This is a genomic window from Azospirillum sp. RU38E, from assembly GCF_900188385.1.
Classification (GTDB): Bacteria; Pseudomonadota; Alphaproteobacteria; order Azospirillales; family Azospirillaceae; genus Niveispirillum.
Genome location: NZ_FZOI01000007.1, coordinates 66,036 through 90,143 on the forward strand (window position 1 = coordinate 66,036; position 24,108 = coordinate 90,143).

The following is a 24,108-nucleotide window of genomic DNA, read 5'->3' on the forward strand; positions in this document are numbered from 1 at the left end:
TAGCCGTTCCATCATGCCACAGAAGGCACCAGCCAGCGCAGGCCCCACGGGTCCAGTGTCACGCCCTCTACCGAGACGGCTTCCCCGCTCAACAGATCGACCCAGCCGCCAGCACCCGCCCAGGCGGACAGGTCCGCCGCGAGAGTCTGGCCGCTGAAATTGCCCAGGCAGATCAGCCGGTCGCCGCCCTGGTCCGCCCGTTCGAACGCCAGCAGGGCGGGGTTGGGCAGCTCCAGCGGGCGGGCGGGGTTGCCGCCATGCATGGCTTTGCGGCCTTGGCGCAGGGTGGCGAACTGGGACAGGGCGGCGTGGATCGGGCCTTCCGCTCGCTGCCAATCCATCTGCGGCCGGTGCAACCAGCGCCCATCCAGCGCCTGATCGGGCACGCTGGCATAATCGGCATCGTTGGTCAGCGCCCGTTCATCGCCCATATAGATGGCGGGAATGCCATCCAGCGCGAAGGTGACGCCATAGGCCAGCCGCAGCCGGGCCAGCGCTGAGGCATCATCCACCCCGCCATCCCGCAGGCCTGCCAGCGAGGCCGCCATGCCGTTGGTGGAACGCACGGCACCCGGTTCCCCCTGGAACGCCCGCCCATCGGGCTGGAAGGGGCCGGCGGCCTGACCGGCATAGAAATCAGAAATCCAGGCCAGCTTGTCGTCAGGGATCACGCCCTTCAGGGCGGCCCAGATGATATCATCATGGCAGCGGACATAGGTCAGCCAGCCGGCCCCCGCCGGTCGGGCCAGCGCATCGGTCAGGCAGCGGCGCAGCGGGCCGGTATCACCGGTGGCCAGCCCCGCCCACAGCGCCGTCATGGCGGTATTATTATAGGCCAGATGGCATTCCGGCTTCTCCGGCGTGCCCAGGAAGGGCAGCACCTCCGCCAGCCCGACAATCGCCTCTGCCTTCAGTGCCACGGCGGGGCAGGCAATCGCCAGCAGCGCCCGCCAAGCCCGCACCACCAGATGGGTTTCTGGCAGGCCCCGGCAGTCGGTGCCGATGCGCTTCCACAGGAAGGGTGCGCTGTCCAGGCGGAACACTTCCGCCCCCTGGTTGGCCAGGAACAGCAGCACATCCAGCATTTCAATGAAGACGGCCGGGTTGGCGTAGTTCAAATCCCACTGGAACGGATAAAAGGTGGTCCAGACATAACCACCCATGTCCGGCACATGGGTGAAATTGCCGGGCGCTGTCTGCGGGAACACCTGCCCCAGGTGGGATTCATAGGCCTCCACCAGCGCCTTGTCTTCCAGTACATGATAGAACTGGCGGAAATGCGGGTCGCCCGCCAGGGCTGCCAGCGCCCAGGGATGTTCAGCTGCCGTATGGTTGCAGACAATATCCAGGCACAGGCTGATCTGGCGGGCGCGCAGGGCGGAGGCCAGATCGCGCAGATCATCCAGGCTGCCCAGCTTGGGATCAACATCGCGGAAATCGGCCACGGCAAAGCCGCCATCGCTGTCGCCCTTGCGCGGCTTCAGCAGCGGCAGCGGGTGGAAATAGCGCACGCCCAGGCGCGACAGCTCATCCAGCTTTTCTTTCGTGCCGGCCAGCGTGCCGCCGAACCGGTCGATATAGGTGCAGTACCCCACCATGTCCGGCTGCTGGAACCAGTCCGGCGTTTCCTGTCGCGCCACGTCCAGGGCCTGCAGGTCGGGGGGCCGGGCGGCGGCACTGGCCAGCAGGCGGGCCGCCAGCTTCTGTTCCCACAGGGCCAGATCGGCGTGACCGGCATAAAGCGTGCGGAAGGCGGCCAGGGCGGCCGGCCAGTGACGGGCGATCCGTTCCGTCAGGCGCTGGGCCAGATCGGCATCGGCAAGGGTGACCGGCAGGGGAAAGCTGCTCATGGCAAAGGGCTTTCTTGAAAACGGTATCAAGCAATCAACAAAAAGACCCGGCCAGGGGCAGAGGTTGGAGGGGGATAGGCCCCTGGCCGGGAACCCGTTCTGATCCAGGCCGGCCGGGTTACGGGACCGGCCGGCCTGGATGGGTGTCAGAACGTGTATTTCAGCGTGGCGGTGCTGGTGCGCCCGTTGATGGAACGGGCGCGGATGATGTTGGTCTGGCCCTCGGTGATGGACCCTTCTTCCGATTCCGTCAGGCCCTTGGCATTGAACAGGTTGTTGACATTGACCGACAGGACCAGCCCCTCGGTGATGGCGTAATCGGCGAACAGGTTGACCTGGGTATAGGCCGGCATCACCAGTTCATTGCTGTCCTGGGCATAGGATTTGGTGGTGCCGATGATGTTCGCCCCCACTGTGAAGACGTCGTAGGAATAAGACGGCGTCAGCTGATAGATGAAATCGGCCTGACGGCGGGGCTTGTTGCCCTTCAGCGCCGGGGTTAGCGCATCCTTGGAAATTTCCGCATCCGTCCAGGTGCCGCCGGCGGTCAGCGCGAAACCTTCGTAACGATAGCTGGCTTCCAGCTCGATGCCCTTGGCCTCATAGGTGCGGTCAAAGAAGCGCTGGCTGGTCGCCTCGAAATTCTGCTCCTGCGTCTTCGCGAAGAAGCCGGTGGCAAACAGGCTGATGCCGTCGCCGCGCCACTTCACCCCGCCTTCATACTGGTTGACCATATCCACCGCATCTTCGGTGGCGACGGAGCCATCGGCCCGCACGCGGCCGAACAGCAGGCGGTCAGCATTGGCGCGCCCGCCCCGGCTGGCGCGGGCAAAGACCGACAGGTCGGGATTGATCATATAGTTGGCACCCACCGACCAGGACCAGTAACCCCAATCATAATTGATCGGCTGCGGGTTGGCCGTATCGATGATGGAGACGCTGCGTTCCGGAACGGAGATGCTGCCGTCGCGGTTCACATCCACCTGTGCCTGCCGGGAAGCGGTATAGGAACCGCGCGCCTTGCCCTCGTCACGGCGCAGGCTGGCATCGATGTTCCACTGGCCCATTTCCAGCGCGGCGGAGACATAGGGCGCATCAATGTCATATTGCGCGTCATAGCGCCGGGTGCAGCAATTGCCGAAATAGGGCACGCCATAGGCCAGCAGACCGCCGGCGGTCTGCAAGGTGCCATCGGCGGCCACCACATCCAGCAGCCGGGCATTATCGCCCTTTACTTCCATGACATAGGAGTTCCAGACCCAGTCCATCTCGATATTCTGGCGTGCCTTGTAGTAACCGGCGGTCAGATCGATGGTGCTGTCACCGGCCACAATGGCGCGGGTCAACTTGAAGTCATTGGCGAAGTTGCTGAAATCATTGATATCGACATCGAACAGCGCCACGCGGGTGGCCAGGCCGTTGCCATTCAGCGCCGACGGGTTGGTAATGCGGGTGCCGTCGGTATAGCGCAGGCTGGCACCGGCCCCGCCAATTTCCGTGGCCAGGGCCTGGGCGCCCGTCACCTGCATCGGGAAGATGGAGACGAAGCCGCCATCGGTCTGGGCCATGCGCACCTTGTTGAAGATGCTCCAACCCTCGGCCAGATCGAACTTGAACTCTGCCCCCACGGCGGTGGAGACGGGGTGCATCCCGTCCTTCAGGCTGTTGGTGCGCAGGTTGTTGTTGCCGTCCAGGCCGGTATTGGTCAGGAACAGGGCGCTGTGCAGCGTCTGGTCACGCATGTCCAGGCCGGGGACGGAACGGATATCCGGATCGCTGTTGCTGCCGCTGACCAGCATGGGCTGCGGTAGGAAGGAGATGGCGCGGTCATTCAGATATTTGAAATAGACGCGCGCATAGCCCTTCTCGAACTCCCGGGTCAGGTTGGCCTTCACCTGACCGCCCGATTCGGCCGTGTAGTTGGCGTTGCGCGGGCCTTCGCCTTCCCGGTAGAAGCCGCCAATGTGGAAGCGCCAATTCTCATCAATATGGCCGCCGAAATCGAAATCGCCGCGCGTGGTGTCGTAATCCAGGCCGCGGGTGATGGCCAGCGAGCCGCCATCCTTCTCCCCGGTCTTGGAGATGAAGTTGATCACGCCACCCGGTGAGTTGCTGGCCAGCGTGGAGGCGGAACCACCACGGATGGCCTCCACCCGCGCCACATTGGCATCAGCGCGCAGGAAGATGTCGGCATTACCAAAGGAGATGTCGCCGAATTCCAGCACCGGCAAACCATCTTCATGCAGTTGCAGGAACTTGGCCCCGCCCGAGGCGACCGGCAGGCCGCGCACAGCAATATTGGCATTGCCCTCGCCACCACTGGCTTCCGAACGGATGCCGGGGATATTGCGGAAAATCTCCGCCGTGTTGCGCGGGGCGACCTGCAACAGCTCGTCGGCCGACAGCGCGCTGACCGAGACGGAGGAGCGCATCTTGGAGGTCTGGCTGACGACGGCGGTGACGACGATCTCGTCCATCAGCAGCCCGTCTTCCTGCGGCGGGGTGGTGCCGGCCGCCGGGGCGGCATCTTGTGCAAAGGCGGCGGTGAAGGCGAACGCGCTGAGGGCGGCGCCCATCGCGGACGCGCGCAGCAAGGACTTCTTCATATTATTCCTCCCATAAGGATCACCTGCGGGGTCTTGGGTCTTTCTTGCCGTCCCCTCGGTCACCCATGATGATAGAAATCTCGCAATCGTTTGCAAGATGCTAAATTCAAAATCTTCTATTCTTAGGGATAGGGTAAGGTAAACCTATCTTCGCAGTTGCAGCAACCTATGGCGAAATCGCCACATACCGGGCCTTCTGCGGGCAGAATTTTATGTTGATCGTTAAGCAATCGATTGCAAGATTGTTGGGCTGGCGTTACCGTCCGCACAAGGTCAAAAAGCAACAATCGATATCGGGAGGAGCAGGATGCTGCAGGGTCACGTCACCCTGGCGGGGCTGGACGCCGCCATCATCGGTCTTTATCTGCTGGCTGTCGTTGCCCTGGGGCTGTTCGCCTCCCGCAAGGCGACGACGGCCACCGACTATTTCCTGGCGGCGCGCAGTTCCACCTGGCCCACCATCGGGCTGGCGCTGCTGGCCTCCAACATCTCCTCCACCACGCTGATCGGTCTGGCGGGGGCGGCCTATGCGGCGGGGATTGCCGTCTATAATTATGAATGGATGGCCAGCGTCGTGCTGGTCTTTTTCTGCCTGTTCCTGCTGCCGGTGATCCTGCGCAGTCAGGTCTATACGATGCCGGAGTTCCTGGAACGTCGGTATGATGGTTCCATCCGGCTCTATTTCTCCGGCCTGACCATTTTCCTCAATATCGTGGTGGATACGGCGGGCACGCTGTTCGGCGGTGCCTTGATGTTCAAGCTGATCCTGCCCGATGTGCCGCTGTGGCAGATTGCCGGCCTGCTGGCACTGGCGGCCGGTGCCTACACCGTGGCCGGCGGCCTGAAGGCCGTGCTGGTGACGGAGGTGGTGCAGGCGGTCATTCTGGGCGGTGCCTCCATCTTCGTGGCCATCTTCGCCTTTGACAAGGCAGGCGGCTGGGATGCGGTGATGGCCGCCGTGCCGGCCGAGAAGATGAGCCTGATCCGCCCCGCCGATGACAGCAACCTGCCCTGGACCGGGTTGATTTCCGGGGTGCCGCTGATCGGGCTTTATTTCTGGTGTACCAATCAGTTCATGGTGCAGCGGGTGCTCTCGGCCAAGAATCTGGATCATGGCCGCTGGGGCAGCCTGTTTGCCGGTCTGCTGAAACTGCCGGTGCTGTTCCTGATGGTGCTGCCGGGCAGTGCTGCCATCCTGATCTATCCGCATCTGGACCGGCCGGATCTGGTCTATCCGACGCTGATTTTCGACCTGCTGCCGGTGGGCGTGATCGGGCTGGTGGTGGCGGGCTTCCTGGCGGCCATCATGTCGTCGATCGCCAGCACCTTCAATTCCGCCTCCACCCTGGTGACGATGGATTTCGTGCGGCGCTTCAACCCCGATGTCTCCCAGGCGTCGCTGGTACGAATCGGGCGGATCACCACCGTCACCTTCATGGTGCTGGCGGTGGCCTGGGTGCCGGTGGTGGAAAACCTGACCGATACGCTGTGGCAATATCTGCAGGCCGTACTGGCCTATGCGGTGCCGCCGGTGGTGGCCCTGTTCCTGGCCGGCATCTTCTGGCGCCGCGCCAATGTCGCCGGCGCCCGGGCCGGCGTGCTGGTGGGGCTGCTGGCCGGTGGCTGGCTGTTCCACGGGGTGCAGATCGCCCACAGCATCCAGCTGCATTTCCTGCTGGCGGCAACGCTGCTGTTCTTCATCTCGCTCGCGGCGGTGATTATCGCCAGTCTGCTGACGGCCCCGCCGCCGGTGGAGAAGACCGCAACCTTGATGTGGACGCGGGCCGATTATGATGCCGAGTCGACCGCGCTGGCCGGCCGGCCGCTCTGGCAGAACTACCGGGTGCAGGCGGTGGCCCTGCTGGCGATGACAGCGGTGATCGTCTGGCTGTTCCGGTAAGGTTTTTTGGGGGGCGGGTGGTGGTGCCCGCCCCTCTTTTTTGCGACCGGTCAGGGGTGGATTGGGAATTTCCAAGACGTTCATGCTCACATCACCGTCACCCCGGCCGCAGCATGGGTGACGGTGGTGATAAAGGGAGGCGCATTTAACCTTTTGAAAGGAAATGCCGCTTTCCGGACAAACACTCAGAACTTATACCCTGCCGTCAGGCTCCAGGTCCGGGGTTCGGCCACGGCGATGGCGGCGTTGGTGGGGGCGGTGGTGAAATAGGTCTTGTTGGACAGGTTCTTGCCGGCAAAGGTGATGTTCCAGCCCTCTTCCCCATCCAGCAGCGCGATGGAGGCGTTGATCAGGCCGGGCATCTTCGATTCCAGCAGGTTGGCCACGGTGGAATAATAATCCGCCTGGTGCTGATAGCTGGATGACAGGCGCAGCTTCACCCGATCCTGCCAGAAACGCGGCGTGTCATAGGTGAAGCCCGTCTGCACCGTCCAGGGGGTGAGCAGCGGCAGATGCCGGGCGCCGGCCACCGCCGCATCGGAGAGCGGGTCCAGATGGGTGTATTTATCATCCATCAGGCCCAGATTGGCGAACAGGTTCAGCCCTTCGACGGGCATGAAGGTGACCTCCAGCTCCGCCCCATAGACCCGCGAATCGCCGATATTCTGCACGGCATAGGAACTGGGGGCGATCTCGATGGTCTGCTGCAGGTCGGAAAGATCGTTGCGATAGACCGACAGGTTGGTGCGCAGCCGTCCCTCCAGCATGGTGGCCTTCAGGCCCGCCTCATAGGCCCAGACGGTTTGCGGGCCATAGACGGTGCCGAAGACGGCCGGGTTGGCCACGGCCAGCCCGTTGAAGCCACCGGCCTTGAACCCGCGGGAGACGGAGAGATAGCTGAACACATCGTCCGTAATCTTGAAATCCAGCCCCGCCTTGGGTGTCCAGGACTCGAAAGACGGATCGCGGTAGAGCGAGACCAGGGCCACCGCCGGGCCGGGGCTGAGCGGCAGGCGGTTCTGGATGGTTCCCTTCAATTCCTTCTCATCGCGCGTATAGCGCAGGCCGCCGGTGACCGACAGCCGTTCGGTCAGCTGATAGCTGGCCTGGGCGAAGGCGGCATAGGAATTGGTGGTGCTGTCGATGGTCTGCGGCAGCACGGGCAGGGAGAAGCCGGGGCCCAGCACCAGCACATCCTTGAAGGTCTGCTGATTCTCTTCCCGGAAATAATACAGGCCGGTGATCCAGGTCAGGTCGCCGCCGAACCCGTCGCCCTGCAATTGCAGTTCCTGGCTGTACTGGTTGGTGTCGCTATTGGCATCGCGGACCAGACCATTGGCGCGATAGCTGCCATCGGCATCGCGGATGCCGCCCGACATGTCGAACAGGAAACCATCATCGGTGCGCACAAAGGCGGTGATCGACCGCAGGGTCATGTCGCCCAGCTCAGCGCTGACATCCAGCGACACGGCCGTCTGATCGGTATAGCCATCCGGCACCACCGGGGAGAGGGTGGTATAGGCGTCACCAGCCAGCGGCCGCGCATCACCGGTGGTGACATGGTTGGCGGCCTTGGTCGGATAGGTGCGCGCCCAGCCGACCGGGATCAGGTTGGCGGGGCCGTCATTATCATCCTGGGTGCGGCTGACGGTCAGGGTGGCCTTCAACCAGTCACTGCCATGGAAATGCAGCTTGCCGCGCAGGGCCAGATTGCGTTGGCCGAAGACATCGCGGTCCAGCGCCTGGTTATGCACATAGCCATCCTGGTCATTATACAGCACGGAGAGCGAGGCCCCCAGGGTGCCTTCCACCACATCGCCGCCGATGGACGCGCTGGCTTTGCGCTGGTCATAGGAACCCACGCCCACCGCCGCCTCGGCCCAGCGCTTTTCCCCTGGCGTGCGGGTGACGATCTTCACCGCGCCGGAAAAGGCGTTACGGCCATAAAGCGTACCCTGCGGCCCGCGCAGCACCTCAATCCGCTCAATATCCGCCAGTTCCAGGTTCGACCCAGCCAGCCGCCCGCGATAGACATCATCGGCATAGAAAGCGACCGCCGATTCGGAGGTGACCAGCCCGCCCGACTGTTCCGACCCGCCGCGCAGGCCCACCTGCAAGGTGGAACGGCTGGCCGTCACCGGCATCAGCACCAGATTGGGCACCACGCTGGTCAGGTCTTCGGCACTGCCGATCTGCTGGTCGGCCAGCGCGTCGGCCGTCAGGGCGGAAATGGCAACGGGGGTGGTCTGCAAGGCGGTTTCGCGCCGCTGGGCGGTGACGATGATCTCATCCAGCATCGGCCCGGCATTCTGGGCCAGGGCGGGCACGGCAAGGCTGGATAAGGCGGTCGCCAGCAGCAGCGACCGCGACAGGGGGTGCCGGAAGGCCATGACAGGGGGTTCCTTGAACGCAAGATGGCGCGAAGGCTGGCAACAGCCCTCTGGCGGCCGTTTCAATGGGGGTATCCCTTGCCGGGGAGGCGGCAAGGGTGGGGCAGGGGTGGGCGCTGGGCCTACCCTGTCGGCGCGTAAAACCGCATGGCGCTATCTCCATAAAGGATGGCGACAGCCCAACGGGCGCCATGCCCGTTCGGATGCGAAAATTGTGGTCCAAATAGCATGGAATCATCAGCGGAGATGCGGCACCTATCCGCACCGTGGATATGGTGCGGCTGCACAACGCTTCTTCAATAAAAATGCTGTGTTTTCGGGCAATTAATCGGGCGATCTGCTCGAATTCATATCGCTTCTGGGAAAATTGGAAACATTATCGGTGTTTACCCAGAAACTTATACCAATCTCCCTTGATCGTGACCCATCTGGGGAGATTTTGCGTTCCCTCAGTCGCTGGGCGGGCGCATCCGCGCCCTTGGCTTACGCGCCACGAGGTGCTGAGCTGGCAGTCGCCGGCCTCCAATCCGCCTAAAGGTCAACCTTTGGGCGGGGTGGTATTAGGTTCATAAATTTCATGGCTACGATTTCGTGCGAGCGAGAGGGGATACTCTGTTGCCATCCATCGATAGTACCAACATGCCAACAGCTTGATATTACCCGCCCCGCCCTTCACGCCGCCAGGCCGCCAGCAACAGGCCCAGCACGCCGGCCAGCACCAGCAGGCCGGGCAGCAGCGGCACCTGGGTGACGCCGGTCACCGTGTAATCCCCATTGGCGCGCAGGCCCAACCAGCCCGATCCGGCCTGATCGCGGTCGGGCCGGGTGCGGCGCACGCTGGGGATCTCCCCCGCCCCGCCATCAGGCGCCAGCCAGAAGAAACCGCCGCCCGTGGCCTTGGCCACCGGGGCCAGTTTTTCCGTGGTGCTGCGCATATCGGCCAGTTCGGGCGGGTTCAGGGTGCCGACCACGGCCAATGCCGTGCGCTCCCCATCCGTCACCCGCCAGATGCCGGGTTCCGTGGCGGCCAGGCTGGCACTCGCCAGCCCGTCACCGGTCTCGCGCATCGCCACCTCACGTTCCACATCGGAAGGCGAGGTGACGCGGACGGGCCGCGTGTCCGGTTCCAGCGAACGGCGGGTGATGGTGATGCGGCTGCCATCCACGGCGGTGCGCAGGTCGTTTTCTTCCAGCTCCGGCTCTTTCATCAGCCAATGGGCCAGCCGGCGCAGCAGCTCGGCCTGGGGCCCGCCGCCTTCATAACCGCGTGACCAGAGCCAGATCTGATCCGACGCCAGTTGCGCCACCCGCCCCTGTCCCACCCGGTCCAGGATCAGCAGCGGGCGGCCATCGGCCCCGGCCATCACTGTGGCCCCCCGGTCGGCGGTCACGTCGATCTGGCGGAACCAGCGGCCCCATGGGCCCACCCCGTCCGCCGCATCGGTCAGCCCTGCTGTCACCGGATGGCGGCGGCCCAGATCGGTGACGCTGGGCGTGAAGGGTTTTTCAATCACCTGCCCCGTCGGTTCCCCCGGCAGCACGGTCCCCAACGGCGAACGATAGAGCGAGAGCGGCGTGGCGAAGGTCGGCCCGCTGGCTTCCAGGAAGGCCCCGCCCTTTTCCACATATTCGGCGATATTCGCCAGATACATGTTGTTGATCACACCGCGCTTTTTATAGCGGTCGAAGATGATCAGGTCGAATTCCGACAGCTTCATCTCAAACAGCTCGCGGATCGGGAAGGCGATCAGCGACAATTCGCGGATGGGGGTGCCATCATTCTTTTCCGGCGGGCGCAGAATGGTGAAATGCACCAAATCGACCGAGGGATCGGCCTTCAGCAGGTTGCGCCAGGTGCGCTCCCCGGCATGGGGCTCACCGGAGACCAGCAGCACCCGCAGCCGGTCGCGCACCCCATTGACCACAATGGCCGCCTTGTTATTGGCCAGGGTCAGTTCCTGCGGCCCCGCCGCCACCGTCAGTTCAAAGACATTCACCCCGCCATGCGACAGCGGCAGGGTCAGCGGCACCTCCTGGCCCACCGGCACGGTCAGTTCCTCTGCCGGCTGCCCATCGCGGTGCAGTTGCACGGTGGCCGCCCCGTCACCGCCGCCCGGCAGGTCATCCACCCGGATGGTGACGGAGACATCCTTGCCGACAATGCCGAAGCTGGGGGCCTGCACGATGGTCAGGCGGCGGTCGCCCTCATCCTTCTGTCCCGTCAGCAGCGTATGCACGGGGCCGAAGCCGGCCAGCCCCGGCAGGCTGGCCGCCACATCATGCACCTGCCCATCGGTGATCAGCACGGCACCGGCGATGCGGCGGCGCGGCACATCGGCCACGGCGCGGGTCATCGCCTCCATCAACCGTGTTTCATCCACGGCGGCCCCGTCCGGCCCATCGGCGGACTGGCTGCGCACCACGCGGACATCCAGGTCGGTGTAGCGTTGCAGGTGTTGCTGTAAGTCGGCCAGGGCCTTTTCCCCGCGCGCCATGCGGTCGCCGATCTTCTGGCTGGGCGACTGGTCCAGCACGATGACGGCGACATCCTTGATCGGCTCCCGCTTTTCCTCCACCCAGGCGGGGTTCAGCAGGGCCAGCAGGATGACGGCGAAGCCGCCCAGCCGCAGCCAAGCCCCCCGCGCCCGCCGCCAGAGCGCATAGGCGGACAGGATCAGGGCGATGGTGGCCAGGGCCAGCAGCAAACCCAGCGGGATCAGCGGATCAAGCGCGATGGCGGTGCCGTTCATTGCCCCAGCCTTTCCAGGATCGCCGGCACATGCACCTGATCGGCCTTGTAATTGCCGGTCATGGCATACATCACGAAATTGATGCCGGTGCGGATGGCCATTTCCCGCTGCCGTTCGGACCCCGAGGCCATGGCGTTCAGCGGTCGCCCGCCTTCATCCACCGCCCAGGCCGATGCCCAGTCATTGGCACCGATGATGATGCCGGATACCCCGTCATTCATCTGGTCTTCCTGCGCCTCCGCCCAGAGTTCCCCACCGGCATAGCGGCCGGGAAAATCATTCAGCAGATAAAAGGCGCGGGTTAGCACATGGTCCGGCCCCACCGGGGCCAGGGGGGGGATATCCAACCCTTTCAACAGCGCCTCCAGCGCCGTACCGCCGGGGCCGCGGCCATTGCCAGCACCGCCGGCGCGTGTATCCACCAGCACCATGCCGCCCTGGCGCATATAGCGGTTCAGCTTTTCCCGCACCGGGTCGGACAGGCTGGTCTGCCCGTCGGTCAGCGGCCAATAGATCAGGGTGTAAAAGGCCAGTTCGTCCGTTTCCAGGTCGATCGGCATGGCGCCCGCCACCTCGATCGCCGTACGCTCATCCAGCGCGCGGGCCAGCCCTTCCAGCCCGGCACGGCTGGTATTATCCACCAGATTGTCACCGGTGCGGACATAGGCCAGCCAATTGGCATTGGCCGCCTGCACCGCCTTTTCATCCGGGGTGCTGGCGGGACGAACGGACGGCTGGGCATCCGCCCGCGGCAACGGCAGCGCCAGCGACACGCCCAGCAGCAACAAGGCCAGCGGCGCGGCGCGGCGCAGGCCGGACGCACGCGGCAGCAGGCCGCGCAGCCACAGGCCGGCCAGCAGGTCGATCAGGCCCAGGATCAGCGCCAGGGTCAGCAGAGTCGGCATCAAATCTCTCTCACCCCCGCCCGCGTAAAGCGTGCGCGGCAGCCCCGCCAGCAGCGGGTCGATGGCGGTCAGCGCCGGTACGGCGGGCGACAGGTTCAACACCTGCCGGGCATCGGCGGTGCCATAAAAACCGGGCGGATGCGACGGGCCGGGCAAGCCCCCCGCCGGGGCCGCCGCCAGCGCCTTGGCGGCGACGGGGAAGGCGGTGGCCGGCGGCGGGGTCAGATGGCCGAAACCATCCAGCACCTGTTGCGGCGGCAGGGTGCCCACCTGATCCCCACCGGCCACCCCGGCGGACAGCGCCACCAGCCGGCGCAGCATATCGACATAAAGACCGGACAGGGCCAGATTGGACCATTCCGGCCCGGCACTGGTATGCACCAGCACCAGCGCCCCCCGCCCCTTGCGTTCCCCCGTCACCAGCGGCGTGCCATCGGCCAGCCGGGCCCAGGTGCGCCCGGCTAGATCGACGGAGGGCTCGGCCAGCACTTGGCGTTTTACCGTCACATCATCGGGCACGGGCAGGCCGGCAAAGGGGCTGTCTTCGGCAAAGGGGGCCAGCCGCGCCGGCTCCTCCCACGACAAGGCACCCCCTAGCGCGCGGTCACCGGCGCGCAGGAACACCGGCACCAGCCGGTCGGCATTCTGCGCCAGACGCGGGCCGGCAAAGCGCAGCAGCACACCGCCCTGCTGCATCCAGGCTTCCAGCCGGGCCGATTCGGCCTCTGACAGGTTACCGACATCGGCCAGGATCAACACCGCCAGATCGCGGTCCAGCAGCTTGCCAATATCGCCGCGCCGCACCTCCGCAAAGGGGGCCAGCGCCTTGTCCAGATAATAGAGATCAGACAGCAGCGGCGTTTCCCCCGCCGCATTGCCGGACACCAGCCCCACCGGGCGGCGGCGCCAGCGTTCATCCAGCAGCACCACGGCCCCCGCCGTTTCCTGGCCCTCCAGCCGCAGGCTGGAAAGCTGGTTGCGCAGTTCGGTGGGCAGGTCCAGCTTCACCTGCTTACGCTGTTCGCCAGCGGCAAACAGGATATCCACGCTGTTGAGCAGCCGCCCATCCTCGCCCAGTGCCCGCAGCAAAACCGGTTGCGGCAGGTCCGCCTGGGAGCGTTCCACCGTCACCACCAGCCCGGTTCCATCATCCTGCGGCGGGCGCAGCAGCAGGGCCGGGCGTTCGGCCCCATCCGCCAGCACCGACATGGCACCAAACTGGCGCAGCCGGGCGATCAAACCCGCCGTGGCGGTATCATTGCCCGATGCGGCAATGCCATCGCTGAGATAGGCGATATAGGGCGACCCATCGGGGCGGAATGCATCCAGCGCCTTGGTGGCGGCCGCGCGGTCGGTGGCCCAGGGGCTGGGCCGCAGCGATTGGGCCAGCGCGCGGGCATCGCCCACCGCCATCGGCCCGCGCAGGGCAGGGGCATCGCCATTGGCGGCTTGGGCGGTGGTCAGGATCGCTACGCTACGGCCCTGGCGGTCGGCCTGGGCCAGCAACCGTTCCATGCCCTGTTGCCGCGCCGGCCAGTCGCGCGCCGCCGCCCAGCCATCATCCACCACCAGCAATAGCGGCCCGCCGCCCGGCAGATCGGCGGCGGGGTTCAGCAGCGGGCGGGCCAGCGCCAGGATCACCAGCGCCGCCAGCAGCAGCCGCAGGATCAGCAGCCAAAGCGGTGTGCGGGCCGGCGTTTCCTCCCGCGCCGACAGGTCCAGCAGCAGGCGCAGGGCCGGGAAGCTGACCGACCGCGGGTTGGGCGGCGTGACACGCAGCAGCCAGTAGAGCAGCGGCAAGCCTGCCAGCAGGACCAGCAGCCAGGGGGCGGCAAAGGCGAGCGTTCCGAAACTCAGCATGGGTTCAATCCAGCCCCGTCGCCGCCGACAGCGACGACCAGAGCGACAACAGGGCCGTCTGCGGCGGCTTGTCGGTGCGGTGCAGGGTCAGCGTCCAGCCAGCCGCACGGGCAATGGCGGCCAGCCCATCGCGCTGGGCCGCCAGCTTTTCGCGATAGGCCTCGCGCACCGCCTGCACATTGGGCACCAGAAGGCGGCCTTCGCCTTCCAGGCCGCGGAATTCCACCCGCCCGTCAAAGGGCAGGGTTTCTTCCGCCGGGTCCAGCACCTGTACCAGATGGCCCCGCACACCCCGCCCGGCCAGCCGCGACACCGCAGCCCGCACCGGGTCCAGCGGGGCCAGCAGATCGCCGATCAGCACGGCGCGGGCATGGCGCGGCAAAGGTTCATCGGGCGGCAGGCCGCTGCCCTGGTGGTACGCGCTCTGCCCCGTCAGCCAGAGGGCCAGCCGGGGCATGATGCTGCGCGCGGCAGAGGGCGGCACATCGCTGCCGGCCAGCGCCACCCGCTCCCCGCCGCGCACCAGCAGCACCGATAGGGCCAGGGCCAGCAGGTCGGCCCGTTCCCGCTTGGTGGGCAGCGCCTTGGTGGAACGCCAATGCATGGACGGGCTGTCATCGCGCCACAGCCAGACGGTCTGCGCCGCCTCCCACTCATTTTCCCGCACGAAAATATGCGCGGTCTTGGCGGATTGCCGCCAATCCACCCGCGTCAGCGCGTCACCGGGCTGATAGCGGCGGAACTGCCAGAAGGTTTCGCCCGTGCCCACCCGGCGGCGGCCATGGGCCCCCTGGGCCACGCTGGCCGCCACCCGTTCGGCAGCAACCAGCAGCGGCGGCAGGGCCAGCGCCAGATCCTCGGCCCGGTGTTGCGCGCGCAGCGCCTGGGCGCTGTGATCATAGGGCAGGCGGGGGGCCATGGGCAAACCGCCGTCAGCGCAGCGGCGCGCAGAGCTGGTCGATCACATCGTCCAGCGTCACCCCGTCGGCGCGGGCGGAGAAATTCAGCGCCATGCGGTGACGCAGCACCGGCCCCGCCAGTTCCACCACATCATCCAGCGAGGGCGTCAGCCGCCCCTCCAGCAGGGCACGGGCGCGGGCGGCCAGCATCAGGGATTGCGAGGCGCGGGGGCCGGGGCCCCAGGCCACATGCTGGCGCACGGCGGCCAGGCTGCTGTCACCGGGGCGGGCATTGCGTACCATGTCCAGAATGCCATCGACCACGCTGTCGCCCACCGGGATGCGGCGGACCAGGGCCTGTGCCGCCATCAAATCCACCGGGGTCAGCACGGCCGGGGCGGTGGCGGCATCGGCGCCGGTGGTGGCGATCATCATGCGGCGTTCCGCCTCCCGATCCGGGTAATCCACATCCACCTGAATCAGGAACCGGTCCAACTGCGCCTCGGGCAGCGGGTATGTCCCTTCCTGTTCCAGCGGGTTCTGGGTGGCCAGCACATGGAAGGGGCGGGGCAGCGGGTGATAATGCCCGGCGACGGAGACCCGCCCTTCCTGCATCGCCTGCAGCAGGGCCGACTGGGTGCGCGGGCTGGCGCGGTTGATTTCGTCGGCCATCAGCAACTGGCTGAATACCGGGCCGGGGATGAAGCGGAAGGAACGGCGGCCATCCTGCCCTTCCTCCAGCACTTCGGAGCCCAGAATATCGGCCGGCATCAGGTCGGGCGTGCATTGGATGCGGCGTTCATCCAGCCCCATCACCGTGCCCAGCGTTTCCACCAGCCGCGTCTTGGCCAAGCCCGGCACGCCGATCAGCAGCAGATGCCCGCCGGCCAGCAGCGTGACCAGCGACAGGTCAATCGCCTGTTGCTGGCCATAGATCACCCGACCGATGGCGTCGCGCGCCGCCGCCAGCTTCACGCCCAACGCCTCCACCTCCCGCAGTAGGGCCTGGGGGTCGGTCGAACGGCTGAAATCCAGGGTGTCTACCATCATCTTCCCTTGAAACCGGAAATGGGGCGGCAGGCCGGCGGCCCTTTAATCCACTTAAGTGCAGTGGGTACCAGAACCAAGCCGTCACGACTATGTTATCAATAGGGCAGGCCATCGCCTGCCCATCCTCTACCACATGGTTTGATGCCACCATGCCGGAAAGCAAGCAGAATAAGGCAAAGTCCCCCGTTTCTGCCGATCAGGCCGCCGGCCTGCTGGCTGGTGCCCGCAAGGGCCCCAGTGCGGAAGACGAAGCCTATGATATCCGCATCGCCCGTGACGGCACCTGGTACTATCACGGCAGCCCCATCGGCCGCCCAGCGATGGTGAAACTGTTTTCCACCGTGCTGCGACGGGATGAGGCCGGTGATTTCTGGCTGATCACCCCGGCCGAACGCGGGCGCATCCTGGTGGAGGATGCGCCCTTTGTCGCAGTGGCGGTGGAGGCCACCGGCCAGGGCCGTGATCAGACACTGATTTTCCGCACCAACCTGGATGAAGAGGTCACTGCCGGAAAGGATCATCCCATCCGGGTATCAACGGACCCCGCGACAGGGGAGCCGAACCCCTATATCCTGATCCGTGGGCCTGAGACGACGCCCTTGGAAGCACGCATCAACCGTGCGGTCTTCTATGAGCTGGTCGAACGGGCCGAAACGGTTGAGACAGAGCGCGGGGTCGAAATCGGGTTATGGAGCAAGGGGGAGTTCTTTCCACTGGGGCCGATGCCGGAGGGCTGAGCATCGGCGAAAATGACATCCGGTCGGTGTTCCAGCGCCGCCGGCATCAACCATCACGCCTGATTGATGTGCGCGGCGATGGGGATGGCAATCCCGGCCTGATGATCCCGGCCGAATTGCGGGATGCCGCCGTGCTGGTGCCGCTGGTCGACCGGCCGGATGGTTTCACCATCCTGTTCACCCAGCGTACCGCCCATCTGGCCAGCCATGCCGGCCAGATCAGCTTTCCCGGCGGCGGGGTGGAGCCGGAGGATGAAAATCCCCAGGCCACCGCCCTGCGGGAGACGGAGGAGGAGGTGGGCCTGCCCCGCCACCATATTGAGCTGCTGGGCAATCTGGACACCTATATTACCCGCACCGGTTACCGCGTGGTGCCGGTGGTGGGGCTGGTGCGCCCGCCCTTCATCCTGAACCCCGATCCCTATGAGGTGGATACGGTGTTCGAGGTGCCGCTCTCCTTCATCCTGAACCCCGCCAACCGCAAGCGGGAGGGGCGGGAGTTCAAGGGCACCATCCGCCATTTCTGGGCCTTCCCCTATGGCGACCGCTATATCTGGGGGGCCACGGCGGGAATGCTGGTGAACCTGTGCGAGGTGCTGGCGGAGGGGATGGAGGGCTGATCTTTCCGCCTTGGTACTTAAGCAGGGGGTGGTGCCCCCTGCCGCTGCCCAACCGACGTTAGAGCGGATCGCGGAAAAGCGGAATCGCTTTGGAGCGTGAATCCGCTCGCTGAACAAGGGTTTAGCGCCGGGTGCGTTTCCGTTTAAACGCACCCGGCGCTAATTCACCCGTTCATTATCATCGATATTGCGGGCCAGCACTTCGCGTTTGCCGGCATGGTTGGCCTTGCTGATCACGCCTTCCTTTTCCATCCGTTCAATCAGGCGGGCGGCGGAGTTATAGCCGATGCGCAGATGGCGCTGGATGAAGCTGGTGGAGGCCTTGCCCTCCTTCGTCACCACCGCCACGGCCTGATCATAGAGATCATCGCCGGTGGCCAGGGTACCGCCGCCACCGCTGCCGCCATCGTCCCCGCCGCCGGCTTCTTCATCCTCTTCCTCGGTGACGGCATCGACATAGGCGGGCTCGCCCTGAGCCTTCAGGAAGCGGACCACCTGTTCCACCTCCTCGTCCCGGACGAAGGGGCCATGCACGCGGGTGATGCGGCCGCCGCCGGCCATATAGAGCATGTCGCCCTGGCCCAGAAGCTGTTCGGCCCCCTGTTCGCCCAGGATGGTGCGGCTGTCGATCTTCGACGTCACCTGGAAGCTGATACGGGTGGGGAAATTGGCCTTGATGGTGCCGGTGATCACATCCACCGACGGGCGCTGGGTGGCCATGATCAGGTGGATGCCGGCGGCACGCGCCATCTGGGCCAGACGCTGGATGGCGGCTTCGATATCCTTGCCGGCCACCAGCATCAGGTCGGCCATTTCGTCAACAATGACAACGATATAGGGCAGTTCCGTCAGGTCGAGCGGATGTTCCTCGAAAATCGGCTTGCCGGTATCGGGGTCAAAACCGGTCTGCACCCGGCGGGTGAGGATCTCCCCATTCTGCCGGGCTTCGCGCAGGCGGGCATTATAGCCGTCAATATTGCGCACCTGCAGCTTGGACATGTTGCGGTAGCGGTCCTCCATCTCCCGCACTGCCCATTTCAGCGCCACCACCGCCTTTTTCGGATCGGTGACGACGGGGGCCAGCAGGTGCGGAATGCCTTCATAAATGGACAGTTCCAGCATCTTGGGATCGACCATGATGAAGCGGCACTTGTCCGGCGGCAGCCGGTAGAGCAGCGACAGGATCATGGTATTGATGGCCACCGATTTGCCCGAACCGGTGGTGCCAGCCACCAGCAGGTGCGGCATCCGGGCCAGATCGGCGATGATCGGCCCGCCGCCAATATCCTTGCCCAGGATCAGGGCCAGTTTCTGCTGGCTCTTCTCATAGGCGTCCGACATCAGCAATTCGCGCAGGTAAACCGTTTCGCGCCGCTGGTTGGGCATTTCAATGCCGATGACATTGCGGCCCGGTACCACGGCCACACGCACCGACACCGCACTCATCGACCGGGCAATATCATCGGCCAGACCGATGACGCGGGCGGACTTCACGCCGGGGGCGGGTTCCAGCTCATACAGGGTCACCACCGGGCCGGGGCTGACCTTCACGATCTGCCCGCGCACGCCGAAATCATCCAGCACCGTCTCCAGCATCTCCGCATTGCGCTGGATCGCCGCCTCATCCATGGCGGGGCCGATGCCGGGGGGCGGCATCTGCATGATGTCGACCGGCGGCAATTCATGGTCGCCGCGGATTTCCGCTTCCATCGGCAGGCCGGGCTGGCGGGCCTTTTCCATCTTGCGGGCCACGTCCGGCAGGATGGGCTTGGGCCCGCGTTCCACCACCGGGGCCGGGCGGCGGCGTTCCTCTGCCCCGCTGGACGCGGGGGCGGCGGGGGCCGGCGGCGGCGGGGGTGCGGCCAGGGGCAGTTCATCGGTGGCGACCGGCGGCATCGTGCCGAAGCTCGGCGCCGCGCGGCTGCCGCTGGAAATGGGGGCCGCCACCGGGGTCGCTGCACGACGGCCGGGCAGGCGGGCCTTCAGCCCGGCCAGCCCGTCTCGCCAGCGGGCCAGCAGGCCGGCCGGCGCTTCGGTGGGATGATCGTCGGCCGGGGCGTCGGTCCAACGGGTGGCGGGGGCGGGCGCTGCCGAAGCTGCCGCCTTGCGCGCCTTCCACCAGCCGCGCAAATCCGTCAGCCAGTCCCGCGCGGTGGACAGGCGGATGCCCAGGGCGGCCAGCAGGGCCAGCAGGAAAGGCAGCAGCAGGGTCAGCGCCAGCACAGGCAGGGCCAGCACCCCCAGCAGATCGCCCGCCAGCCGGGCCAGCGGGTTGATCAGCATCAGCCCGGCACTGCCCCCGGCGGCCGGCGCGCCGGTGATGGCGATCAGCAGCATGGCCGACAGCAGCACGGTCAGCATGGCGGCCAGAATCCGCCAGGGCCATTGCCGGATCGCCCGATGCCGCAGCAGCGACAGGCCCCAGCCCCCGGCGATGAAAACGATGCTGAAAGCGGCAAAACCCAGCGTCTGCCACAGCAGATCGGCCGTATAGGCGCCGGGCAGGCCCAACATGTTGCGCACCAGCGCCGCCTCGTTCGGCACGGCCGTGCTGAAGGAAGGGTCGCGGGAATTATAGCTGGCCAGGGCGGCCGACAGGGCCAGGGCGAACCCGAGAATGCCAAGCCCGCCCGCTTCCCGCAGCCGGCGCTTCAAAAACACCAGCGTGCCTTCCGGCAGCAGCCGCCCCTTGGAAAGGCCGCGTGCCGGTGCGGGGGCAGCAGCCGGACCGGGGGCCGCACCGCGTGGCCCGGTGGGGCGGCCGGTCTGGGGGGAACGGGGGGCGGGGCGGCTCGACATCATGCTCTCTTGCTGCTTCCAAACCGGATGGGTCAGGCCAGGATGCGGCCCAGCTGGTCCAGCGACCGGGCCATGGTTTCGGTATCATGCACCAGGGCGACGCGGATATAGCGATGCCCGTGATTATAGCCGGTGGCGTCCGGCTGGGTCAGATAGGCACCGGGCAGCACCCGGATCGCCCCTTCCTGCCACAGGCGCCGGGCCGCTTCCTCCCCGCTGCCGCAGGCATCGCCGACATCCAGCCACAGGAAGAAGCCGCCATCGGGGCGGTAAAAGCCCAGCCTTCCGGCCAGGGCCGCCTCCGCCGCATCGATATTGGCACGGTACAGCTGCCGGTTCAGTTCCACATGCGTTTCATCCTGCCAAAGCGCGGTGGCTGCCGCCATGGATGGCAGCGGCACCCCCGGCAGGGAATAGTTACGCAAGCGGGTAAATGTGCGGATTAAATCCGTATCACCCGCTACGAAACCGGAACGAAGCCCAGCCGCACTGGACCGTTTCGACAGCGAATGGAAAACCAGCAGGTTGGAGAGACTGCCCCCCAGGGCCAGCGCCGCTTCCAGCCCGCCCGGCGGCGGCGCCTTGTCCCACAGCTCCGCATAGCATTCATCGATGGCCAGCACGAATCCGAAGGTTCGCGCCAGGGTGATGGCGCGCTTCAGATAATCCAGGCTGGCCACGGCCCCTTGCGGGTTGGCGGGGGTGCAGAGATAGAACAGCGATGTCCGCGCCCAGGTCTCCTCTGGCACCGCATCCAGATCGGGCAGGAAGCCGGTTTCGCGCGTGCCATTCAGGAAGACCGGTTCGGCCCCGGCCATCACGGCCGCGCCCTGATAGACGGCGTAGAACGGGTTGGGGATCAGCACCACCGGCTTCCTGCCCGCCTTCTCCGCCGGCACCACCATCTGGGCCAGCAGATAGAGCGCTTCGCGCGTGCCGCTGACCGGCAGGATGGCGCTGTCGGCCTCCACCATGCCGGGGGGCAGTTGGTAACGCCGGTTCAGCCAGGCAGAGACGGCGGCGCGGAATTCCGGTGTGCCGGCCACGGGCGGATATTTGCCCCACAGGGTGGACGCCGCCGCCATCGCTTCCAGCATCAGGGCGGGCGGCTGGTTCTGCGGCTCCCCAATCGTCAGGATGGTGGGGGGCGTGTTGGCACGCGGCTTCACATCGGCCAGCAAGGCCGCCAGCCGGGGGAAAGGATAATCGCTGAGGCCGCCCAGCCTGTCATTAAGGGCGGGCATCACAGCACCCGTGTCCGCTTCACGCATCACATGCCTATGGATCTGGAACCGCTTCGTGATGCCGGTTCACCACCGGCATCTGGCCGCGCTGATTGTAACCCGCCGGCCTTGCGCGGCACAAGCCGGGTGCCACCCCACCAAAAGGGGTGGAGAGTCCCGTGATTCCAAAGGCTTGTGGATAAAAACTGAGAAAAACGTTGAAAACTTTTCTAAGCCATTGATCTGATTCAGAAATTTTAGTGAACGAATCAGGAAAAACCGTTCATGGAACCTTCCGCGAACAGGGTTATCCACAGCTTATCCCCTTGGGATGGAAGGGGAAGTTTGAATGGGTTAACGGCAGAGTCCTGAAATGAAACCGGCCGGGCGATGGGATCGCCCGGCCGGTTTAGGCACAATCTCTCTTGATCGGAGCGATCAAGAGAGATTTCATCTTCCCTCAAGCGCCGGGCGCCCGCATCCGCGGGCTTGGCTTGCGGCGCATGGGCGCCGGGCTGGCGGTCGCCAGCCTCCAAACTGCCAAAGGACAAGCCTTTGACAGTTTGGCAAGGTCCGCCCGGCTATAAAGAAATTACAGCGCGTCGGCGTTCTGCTCGCCGGTGCGGATGCGCACGGTCTGCACCACGTCCAGCACGAAGATCTTGCCGTCGCCGATGCGGCCGGTATTGGCGGCCTTCTGGATGGCATCAACGACGCTGTCCACCAGCTCATCCGTGACGGCGACTTCCACCTTCACCTTGGGCAGGAAGCTGACGGAATATTCCGCACCACGGTAAATCTCGGTCTGCCCTTTCTGACGGCCAAAGCCCTTGACCTCTGACACGGTGAGGCCCTGGATGCCGAGCGCCGTCAGGGCCTCGCGCACCTCGTCCAGCTTGAACGGCTTGATGATGGCCATGACGAGCTTCATTGCGCTCTCCCTTCCTCTGGCGTGAACAGGTATCAACCACTGGTTCCCGGCGCTGGCCGCTGCTGTGGCCCCGGCGCGTAGTGATGATAACTTACAAGAAACGTGCCGCAGCCATTTTCCGCCATAGACGGGCAAAAATAACGGAACACTGCCCGTAATGGGCGCAGATGGTGGCGCGGTCTGGCTAAAATTTGGGCATGTCGCGGTTGTTTGTCAGATGCGACCGATGGCGGTCTGGACAAGCTGCGACAAGTGCCTAATTCTGCGCCTTATGACGACGCATGACACAACCCGCCCGACCGACGCCCCCGCCAGCGGCACCGCCGGTCACCGCCCGTCCCCGGCCCTGGCGACCGGTGCCGACCTGCAGGCCGACATCATCATTGTCGGCGGTGGTCTGGCCGGGCTGACGCTGGCCTGTGCCCTGGGCACGGCGGGCGTGCCCTGCATTGTCATCGACCGGGACGCGCCAGACGACCAGTTGCTGCCTGATTTTGACGGGCGCACCACGGCCATCGCCTATGGATCGGGCATGGTGCTGGAAGGGGCGGGCATCTGGCAGCACCTGGATGGCCAGGTCGGGCCGATGCTGGACATTCGGGTGACGGACCAGAATTCGCCCCTGTTCCTGCATTATGACCACCGGGAGGTGGGGGACCAGCCCTTCGGCTGGATCATTGAGAATCGGCATATGCGCCGCGCTCTGTTCCGCCGGCTGGCAGAGTTGGCGGGTACCGTCACCCATCTGGCGCCGATGGCGGTGACCGGCATGGTGCGCGATGGCGGCGGCGTCTCCGTCACTCTTGCTGATGGGCGGCGTGTGGCTGGCCGGCTGGTGGTGGGGGCGGATGGCAAGAAAAGCTTCTGCCGCGACCATGCCGGCATTCGCCAGATCGGCTGGTCCTATCAGCAGCACGCCATTGTCTGCACGTTGCAGCATGAGATTGATCATGGCGGGGTGGCGGTGGAACTGTTCCTGCCCGCCGGCCCCTTTGCCATGCTGCCGCTGGCCGGCGGGCACCATACCAGCATCGTCTGGACCGAACGGTCGCGCATGGTGGATTTCTACCTGAACCTGCCCGAATCCCGCTTCCAGGCGGAGCTGCAGGCCCGCGTCGGCGACTGGCTGGGCCGGGTAACGCCGGTGCCCGGCCGCTGGTCCTGGCCGCTGGGCCTGTCCCATGCTGAACGCTATACCGACACGCGGCTGGCGCTGGTGAGCGAAAGTGCGCATGGGATGCACCCGATCGCCGGTCAGGGGCTGAATGTCGGCATCCGCGATGTGGCGGCTCTGGCCGAAGTGGTGGTGGATGCCATCCGTGTCGGGCTGGACCCCGGTGCGGCGGATGTGCTGGAACGCTATCAGCGCTGGCGGCGGTTCGACACCGTGTCGCTGCTGGCCACCACCGACACGCTGACCCGCCTGTTCAGCAATGATATCGCCCCGCTGGCCCATGCCCGCCGGCTGGGCATGGCGGCGATTGACCGGCTGCCGCCGTTGAAGCCGATGAAAAAGCTGTTCATGCGCCACGCCATGGGCATTGTCGGCGAACTGCCCCGGCTGGTGCGGGGCGAGGCGCTTTAAGCG

The 24,108-nt window shown here is 65.6% G+C and carries 14 protein-coding genes; 4 read left to right on the forward strand and 10 right to left on the reverse strand.

Features of this window, described 5'->3' with window-relative positions; genetic code table 11:
- Positions 1 to 11 precede the first annotated feature (11 nt).
- A complete protein-coding gene (locus tag CHB97_RS13705; protein WP_089288548.1) occupies positions 12 to 1,850 on the reverse strand; it encodes an alpha-amylase family glycosyl hydrolase in 1,839 nt (612 codons plus the stop codon).
- 146 nt (positions 1,851 to 1,996) lie between these two features.
- Positions 1,997 to 4,456: a TonB-dependent receptor domain-containing protein gene (locus CHB97_RS13710; protein ID WP_200819945.1), complete on the reverse strand. Its 2,460-nt coding sequence runs from the start codon at positions 4,454 to 4,456 to the stop codon at positions 1,997 to 1,999.
- A gap of 307 nt (positions 4,457 to 4,763) precedes the next feature.
- On the opposite strand from CHB97_RS13710, the gene CHB97_RS13715 reads away from it, so the two are divergent.
- Complete coding sequence (locus CHB97_RS13715; protein WP_089288549.1) at positions 4,764 to 6,356, forward strand: sodium:solute symporter; 1,593 nt, start codon at positions 4,764 to 4,766, stop codon at positions 6,354 to 6,356.
- 185 nt (positions 6,357 to 6,541) lie between these two features.
- Here CHB97_RS13715 and CHB97_RS13720 read toward each other — a convergent pair whose 3' ends face one another.
- From CHB97_RS13720 to CHB97_RS13740, 5 genes are all read right to left on the reverse strand, one after another.
- Positions 6,542 to 8,746: a TonB-dependent receptor gene (locus CHB97_RS13720; protein WP_089288550.1), complete on the reverse strand. Its 2,205-nt coding sequence runs from the start codon at positions 8,744 to 8,746 to the stop codon at positions 6,542 to 6,544.
- A 656-nt stretch (positions 8,747 to 9,402) separates the two neighbouring features.
- Positions 9,403 to 11,496: a hypothetical protein gene (locus CHB97_RS13725; protein WP_089288551.1), complete on the reverse strand. Its 2,094-nt coding sequence runs from the start codon at positions 11,494 to 11,496 to the stop codon at positions 9,403 to 9,405.
- Complete coding sequence (locus CHB97_RS13730; RefSeq protein WP_089288552.1) at positions 11,493 to 14,261, reverse strand: DUF4159 domain-containing protein; 2,769 nt, start codon at positions 14,259 to 14,261, stop codon at positions 11,493 to 11,495. Before CHB97_RS13730 ends, CHB97_RS13725 begins: the two co-directional genes overlap by 4 nt.
- A gap of 4 nt (positions 14,262 to 14,265) precedes the next feature.
- A complete protein-coding gene (locus CHB97_RS13735; protein ID WP_089288553.1) occupies positions 14,266 to 15,180 on the reverse strand; it encodes a DUF58 domain-containing protein in 915 nt (304 codons plus the stop codon).
- 13 nt (positions 15,181 to 15,193) lie between these two features.
- Positions 15,194 to 16,210: a MoxR family ATPase gene (locus CHB97_RS13740; RefSeq protein ID WP_244559531.1), complete on the reverse strand. Its 1,017-nt coding sequence runs from the start codon at positions 16,208 to 16,210 to the stop codon at positions 15,194 to 15,196.
- Positions 16,211 to 16,359: 149 nt separating this feature from the next.
- Here CHB97_RS13740 and CHB97_RS13745 point away from each other — a divergent pair, with 149 nt between their 5' ends.
- A complete protein-coding gene (locus tag CHB97_RS13745) occupies positions 16,360 to 16,947 on the forward strand; it encodes a DUF1285 domain-containing protein (RefSeq protein WP_089288554.1) in 588 nt (195 codons plus the stop codon).
- On the forward strand, positions 16,899 to 17,567 hold the full coding sequence (locus CHB97_RS13750) for a CoA pyrophosphatase (RefSeq protein ID WP_089288555.1): 669 nt from the start codon (positions 16,899 to 16,901) through the stop codon (positions 17,565 to 17,567). Before CHB97_RS13745 ends, CHB97_RS13750 begins: the two co-directional genes overlap by 49 nt.
- A gap of 159 nt (positions 17,568 to 17,726) precedes the next feature.
- On the opposite strand, the gene CHB97_RS13755 is transcribed toward CHB97_RS13750, so the two are convergent.
- The 3 genes from CHB97_RS13755 to CHB97_RS13765 all read right to left on the reverse strand — a co-directional run bounded on the left by CHB97_RS13755 (position 17,727) and on the right by CHB97_RS13765 (position 22,520).
- The gene (locus tag CHB97_RS13755) at positions 17,727 to 20,369 is read right to left on the reverse strand and encodes a DNA translocase FtsK (RefSeq protein WP_244559533.1); all 2,643 of its coding nucleotides are present in this window, start codon (positions 20,367 to 20,369) and stop codon (positions 17,727 to 17,729) included.
- 29 nt (positions 20,370 to 20,398) lie between these two features.
- Positions 20,399 to 21,610: an aminotransferase class I/II-fold pyridoxal phosphate-dependent enzyme gene (locus CHB97_RS13760; protein ID WP_089288667.1), complete on the reverse strand. Its 1,212-nt coding sequence runs from the start codon at positions 21,608 to 21,610 to the stop codon at positions 20,399 to 20,401.
- 571 nt (positions 21,611 to 22,181) lie between these two features.
- The gene (locus tag CHB97_RS13765; protein WP_089288556.1) at positions 22,182 to 22,520 is read right to left on the reverse strand and encodes a P-II family nitrogen regulator; all 339 of its coding nucleotides are present in this window, start codon (positions 22,518 to 22,520) and stop codon (positions 22,182 to 22,184) included.
- Between the two features lie 271 nt (positions 22,521 to 22,791).
- Here CHB97_RS13765 and CHB97_RS13770 point away from each other — a divergent pair, with 271 nt between their 5' ends.
- The gene (locus CHB97_RS13770; protein WP_089288557.1) at positions 22,792 to 24,105 is read left to right on the forward strand and encodes a UbiH/UbiF/VisC/COQ6 family ubiquinone biosynthesis hydroxylase; all 1,314 of its coding nucleotides are present in this window, start codon (positions 22,792 to 22,794) and stop codon (positions 24,103 to 24,105) included.
- The last annotated feature ends 3 nt before the right edge of the window (positions 24,106 to 24,108 follow it).